This is a genomic window from Blautia sp. An81 (assembly GCF_002161285.1).
GTDB lineage: Bacteria > Bacillota > Clostridia > Lachnospirales > Lachnospiraceae > Blautia > Blautia ornithocaccae.
This window is the reverse complement of sequence record NZ_NFHH01000053.1, coordinates 1-6,481: the sequence shown is the minus strand read 5'-3', so window position 1 is coordinate 6,481 and position 6,481 is coordinate 1. Positions and strand designations below refer to the sequence as shown.

Below are 6,481 nucleotides of genomic sequence, written 5' to 3'. Positions count from 1 at the left end.
GTAATGTTGTTTTCTGTAATAATCTGTCGGATTTGGTCTTTTGCTACTGCCATAAATAAACTCCTTTTCGATAAGAATTGTCATATCTGTAATTCTTACCAAAAAGGAGCCATTTTTTATCAAAGCCACAAAGTTTTTTACACTACCGCCTGAGGTTTTGTTGTCATGCCCATTTATCTGGAGCTACTTGGTTTCCTATAGTTTTTGCACAGAAAATCCTGTATAATCATGGGTAAGAACAAAAGATTGAAAGTCCATAGGTAGTGGCTACCCGGACGCTCACTTTGTTCAATTAGGCCAAATCGAAAATGGTGTAAACGAAGAGGCAGTTCACTGGAATGCCAAAACTGCTTTTTCGTTTACCCCATCATCGATTCTAACCTAAAGAATTTATTCTTCCTTTTCTTTCTCTAGCATCTCATCCAACTCTGCTAGATTCTTTGTAATCTCCATTTCCAGCTCATGTAGATTCGCCATAATCTCTTGTGTAGATGGATACTCTATCGGTACATATTCCACTTCTTTATACTTATTAATGGAAAGGTCATACTCATTGTCAACGATATCCTGTTTTTCCACAAAGAAAGACTGTTCCGTCCGTTTTCTCTCTGTCCCCTGCTCTCGATTTCGGAACCTCTCTATAATATCCGGTATATCATTTTCATTGATTGGATTACGTTTATCATCCAGGCTGAATCCATCTGCCCTCATGTCATAGAACCATACTTTATCCGTGCCGCCATGTCCTGTTTTCGTAAAAATCAGGATAGCAGTGGAGACTCCTGCATAAGGTTTAAACACTCCGGAAGGCATGGAGATCACTGCCTCCAGACAATTTTCTTCCACCAGTTCCTTGCGGATTGCCTTATGAGCTTTGGAAGAACCAAACAGAACTCCGTCTGGTACAATGCAGGCACATCTTCCGCCTGTTTTCAGCATTTTCAAAAACAGTATCAAAAACAGAAGTTCCGTTTTCTTTGTCTTCGCAACTTTCAGCAGATCCTGAGATACGATATCGTAATCAAGACTTCCCTTGAACGGCGGATTTGCCAGAATCAGACTATACATATCCCTGTCCGTATTCTGATCAGAAAGACTGTCCCTGTATTCAATATAAGGATTATCTACTCCATGAGTCATCATATTCATGGCCCCGATACGCAACATGGTCCGGTCCATATCAAATCCGTGGAACATATGATTCATATAATGCTCTTTATTTTTTCGATCAAAAAATATTTCTTCTTTTTTGTTTTCTTTCAGGTATTCACTGGCAGCAACCAGAAAACCAGATGTTCCGCAAGCAGGATCGCAGATGATTTCATCCGGTTTCGGATCCATCAGTTCCACCATCATTTTAATGATATGCCTTGGTGTTCGGAACTGCCCGTTTACTCCTGCTGTCGCCAATTTCGACAAGAGGTACTCATAAACATCTCCTCTTGTATCTGCGTTTTTCAACTGTGCCATCTGATCGTATATTTCATCCATGGCAGTCACAATTTTATCCAGCATCAGCGGTGTCGGTATTTTAAAGATTGCGTCACCCATATATTTGGCATAGGCACTTTCTTTATTTCCATGAAGATTTTTAATAAACGGGAACACCCACTCCTGCATAGTACTGTACATTTTCTGAGCCGGGAAATCATGGAATACGCTCCATTTCAACTGATTGCCGGCAATCCGGCGATCCCCGATCAAAACTTCTTCTGCAAAAATACTCTCATATGGAAGACCAAGCATTGCACTTTCTTTGATATGAAGATTATCCGCATCATCCAGATCACGGATAAACATCAGATATGTCATCTGTTCAATTACATCCAGCGGATTGGTAAGTCCTCCGGTCCAAAATATTTCCCATAAGCCATCAATTTTATTTTTCAATTCACCTGTTATCATACGATTCATTCTCCCTGTTCCATATATAGGCAGTATAACGACCGCCTCCAATTTTTAATATTTCACCTTTTTTCACCATGTCTGTCAAAGCACGTTCCACCGTCACACGGCTGATATCCGGACATTTCTCCATGATCTGCGCTCTTGTCATCTTTCCTATGGACCCACGGACAATTTCACGTATACGCTCCGGTTTCGACATCCCGCTGGTAGCTAGCAACTGTACTCTGGATGAAAAGTCACGGTAAGCTGCAACAATGACCCCCAGCATATACCGCACAAATGGTGCATCATCATTCTCCTCTTCATGCCAGTTATAAGAACTCTCCTGTAGGGTTTCATAATAAGTTTCTTTTGTCTGTTCAATCAGCTTTTCAATACTGATATACATTCCCACAATATATCCTGCCCGGTATAACAAAAGCAGCGTCAGCAAACGACTCATACGTCCATTTCCATCATTAAACGGATGAATACACAAGAAATCCAATATAAACATCGGGATCAGAATCAATGGATCACACTGAGAATCCTTGCAGGCATCCTGAAAGGCATCACAGATTGCATCAATATATGCCGGCGTTTCCCATGCCGGAACCGGCTGAAATCGTATCGATTTGTTTCCCTGTTCATCCTCCTGTGCAATCACATTATCAGATGACTTAAAACTGCCGCCCGCATTTCCTGCGAATTTATACAAATCCCGATGCAGTTGAAGGAAGATGGATGATTTTACGGGTATATAATCATAATTTTGATGTATCGTATTTAGCACATCCCGATAACCCGCAATTTCTTTCTCACTTCTTGTTTTCGGCATCGTCTTATCACGAACGATTTTTTTCAAACGATCATCCGAAGTATAGATACCTTCGATTTTATTGGACGCCTCCGTACTCTGAATTTTTGCAACTTCCAGCAACTGGGTAAGCGTATCTGCTTTTGCCTCCACAAACAGCGTCTGCTCCCCTTTATACTCATGAATCTGCGCCACTAAAGCAACAATATCCGGTTGTAATAAACGTTCATATCTTTTCTTATAATCAAAAGTTCTCATGAAATCTCCTTACAAAATCCCAAACTTAACTTAGTTTCATCTTATCACAAAACATCGTCATAATCAATTTTAATCTCGTCATTTTCTCCATTTTGACGATATTGAATTGAAAATGATGAGGTTGCTTTTCTTCTATAATGAAAAAGCACTTTCTGATATGATTTCAAAAAGTGCCTTTACGTTTCTGTTGTTTACAAAAATACGAAATATTATAAACAATTTAATTATAATACTGCTCTACAATAGGAATAAGTAATTGGTCAATCCTTTGAATTCCCTTCACCAGGAACTCCACTGCATCCTTCCACTGTTCCTCACTTGCTATGCCAATTCCTTTATTTTCAATAAATATTTTGGATGCTTTCAGATGGTCCCCTCGTTCCCAGATAAATTCTTCTGCCATTTTCTCATTAAATTTCGAGGAAAGATAATCATATATCTTTTTATTATTCTCAATATCCGGAGTAGAAATATAAAATTCAACGCGCATGGAATCCATATTCCCAATACAGTTGATAGACAATCCTGCATGACCGATAAATCCACTGATCCAATTCATCTTTGACGTATTCACATTTTGAAAATATCCGGTTTGCGACTTAATTTCCGGAAGAACATAATTCCAGAATTTTCTCCTTAATGAGTATCTCCCTTCATCTGTATTTTTCTCCGCCATATCCTGAGTTTTTAAATAGAATACCAATTCTGATTCATCTACCTGATATAGCTTAAAAAACCGATGCAGAAGATTCATTTTATAAGAAGTACTAGTATTCATCCAGATATAAATTCCTTCCTCCAGCTTGACATATTTGCCTTCTTCATCAGCTCTGTCTTGAACATGTACAGAAAGTTCTACCTTTTCATCATCTGTTGCCGCCAACTTTGCCAAAACTGCTTTATTTTCCATATGTAACGCAAGCAGCACTTTCAGATACATATCGCTCCAGTTACTTGCCGGCTGTTCTACACCTCTAAATGAAAATTTCTCAATCTTTCTGCCTGTCATATCATTTTCATCTTCAAGAGTACAAATTTCCATCTGCTTTACCGGCGGCCGATACTCTGTACCGCAGTACTTCCAGATGGAAACTGCCCTTTTCATCAAATCAGCATTCCTTTTTTCCAGTTCTTCCTCGGTCCATTTCTCACATTGTGCTATTTTCTGATTCATACGGATTCCACTATTCTTAAATCCATCCTGGCGATCTCGCTTATTCTCAAAGGGATTGTTACTGTAAGACGAATTGTAGGCGGTCAACGTAAGATTTGCCAATCTATGCAACCATATTTTATGTACATACTCATAGTTTGATCCCAGCATATCTTTCCATTCTTTTGACAGCGTCTGAGGCATTATATGCTCAACCGAATATGTACCTTCCTCCATCAGCTTCCACACATTTTTCTCTTCTAATGTACCGGCGTTTTCCAGGCGTTCGAAAATATACTGCTTATTCTTCGCTCTCATTTTATAGATATCACGTTTGGAATATGCCTCGACAAACATATCATCATCCGGAAACGCTGCTTTCTCTGTTTTGCTTTGTAATGCACATTTGAATTTTTCCAAATAATTGTCCAATGTTCCATCATACTGCAGAATCTCTCTGTGCAATGTCAGGAATATTTTATTCAATGAATTAGTCGGCAAATCACAGATCATTCTTCTGAAAATATAACTTTCAACAAGTTCAAAAATACTTGTCTCATCTTCATCAGACAACAATCCTTTTTCATATAAATATAGTACTTCCAGCAAAAACGGACGGGTAACGGTTGTCTCCAACAGATTCATTCTTTCAATACTTGCATTTAATCTGGAATTATTAGTATTCGCTTTTATGAGTTTTTCATAACGCTTAGCGTAGTCAAGAAGCTCAATCAGTAAAACTTCTATATCTTCATATTGCTGCCGTTCTACATAATCTTTGAAAGAAAAATATATTTTACGCATAGGCGGCGTTGTATGCTGCTTCACACTCAGATAATCTCTGATAAAAGAACTCACATCATAGCCCGTACATACTTCAATTTTATTCCAGTATTTTCCGTAATAGCTTTCCTGTTTTTTGATTGGAAGCCCCATCAAAATATAATTCCGGATTTTATCCCCTTCACTTAAGTCAAGACCAGTAGAATTCAGACTTTCAAAAATCAGCTGTGGATTATCATCACTCCCCAATGAGATATTTATAATTTGCAGTCTGCATATCGCATCAAATAAATCATCGATTGAAATCTCTTCTCGCTGAATTCGATCATAAAAATATTTATAATTTATGGTCAAATTAGAATTTCCTATATACTCATCCTTTGAACCAAATAATGATTGAAAAGCATCCCGATCGTTTTTAATCGGCTTTAATTTCATGCGCGTTTCATCCGGTTCATGCTTATCTACCAGATAATCCTCATAAATATAATCTCTTATTCTATGGTTATTTACCTTTACTTTTTCTTCATCAACCAAATGATACATAGCCAGAAAGAGCAAAGAAACAGTAGTAAGCCTTTGCTGTCCATCAATAATCAGATATTCTTCCTGCCTGCCCATTTCATTCTGTACAGAAACAATACTTCCAAAAAAATGCGTTTTTCTATCATCTTTATAAGTCCGAATCAAATCGTTATATAACTGTGCACACTGCTCAATCTTCCAGTCATAATTTCTCTGATATACCGGTATCACAAACCTTTTCGATGATCCCTCCATAAATCTTACTAATTTCTGTTCAAAACCCTTCATATGTATTCCTCAATTTCATTTTTGCATTTTCCATTCTCGCAAAATCATCAACAATTCGTCCTGTGAACGATAAGGGTCTTCTCTGGATAATTCGATTGCTTTTCTTTTCAACTCTCCCAACTCCCTCCCTTGAGTCAATCCAAATTCTAACATTATAGTTTCACCAGCCAATGGACAAATATTAATATCTTTTGAGAAAAGAATCTGCTCTAACAGCAGCCTAAGTTGTTTTTCGCGCTCTTTTTCAGAAAGCGAACTATATATTTTCATCTTATCACGTATATCTTTACCGTATTTTTTTGTAAGAACCTTTGCATTTGCTTTCAAACCTAGAGATTTCATTGTCTCAACAAATTGTTTCTCAATATAAAAGTCTGGGCAATAACTTTCTTTCGCCATAAGCATTTCACAAATCATTTGCTCTTTTCGGCTATCTTTTTCTATTTTTTTAATACAACTTAACATTTCATCAAGAATCAATTTTACTAAATCGATCAGTTCATTCGAACAAACCAGATAATCTGTAGCTTTTAATTTTTTCCTTCCTGTCAATCGAAAATACCATCTTTCAACCCTATCAATTATAGCTTTATCATGTGATTTATCTTTACTCAAAGTATGACTCTTATAAGTTCTAAGATCGTGTAAAAGTGCTAAATTGAAATTTTAAATTCCAGTGAAGAGGTAAATTCCATCACACTTTATTTTTTACAGATTTTGCAGGAAATTTTTAAGCGGAATCTCCTGTTTTCTGCTATAATTAGCTAAAC

Annotated in this window: 4 protein-coding genes; all 4 read right to left on the bottom strand. The window is 37.3% G+C overall.

The features are described 5' to 3' along the window. Positions 1–390: 390 nt before the first annotated feature. A complete protein-coding gene (locus tag B5G33_RS20605; protein ID WP_087418950.1) occupies positions 391–1,905 on the bottom strand; it encodes a class I SAM-dependent DNA methyltransferase in 1,515 nt (504 codons plus the stop codon). Beyond that, entirely contained in the window at positions 1,892–2,962 is a 1,071-nt protein-coding gene (locus tag B5G33_RS20600) for a Fic family protein (RefSeq protein ID WP_087418949.1), read from the bottom strand. The genes B5G33_RS20605 and B5G33_RS20600 overlap by 14 nt, the downstream gene beginning before the upstream one ends. Before the next feature lie 220 nt (positions 2,963–3,182). Next, positions 3,183–5,711 carry a DUF4268 domain-containing protein gene (locus B5G33_RS20595; protein WP_087418948.1) on the bottom strand — a complete coding sequence of 843 codons (2,529 nt, stop codon included), beginning with the start codon at positions 5,709–5,711 and terminating at the stop codon, positions 3,183–3,185. A 15-nt stretch (positions 5,712–5,726) separates the two neighbouring features. Then, entirely contained in the window at positions 5,727–6,326 is a 600-nt protein-coding gene (locus B5G33_RS20590; protein ID WP_087418947.1) for a hypothetical protein, read from the bottom strand. Positions 6,327–6,481: the final 155 nt, after the last annotated feature.

Bases quoted from the DNA above. Each gene is read 5' to 3' on its own strand.
- B5G33_RS20605 (WP_087418950.1), bottom strand. From the start codon at position 1,905: ATGATAACAGGTGAATTGAAAAATAAAATTGATGGCTTATGGGAAATA.
- B5G33_RS20600 (WP_087418949.1), bottom strand. From the start codon at position 2,962: ATGAGAACTTTTGATTATAAGAAAAGATATGAACGTTTATTACAACCG.
- B5G33_RS20595 (WP_087418948.1), bottom strand. From the start codon at position 5,711: ATGAAGGGTTTTGAACAGAAATTAGTAAGATTTATGGAGGGATCATCG.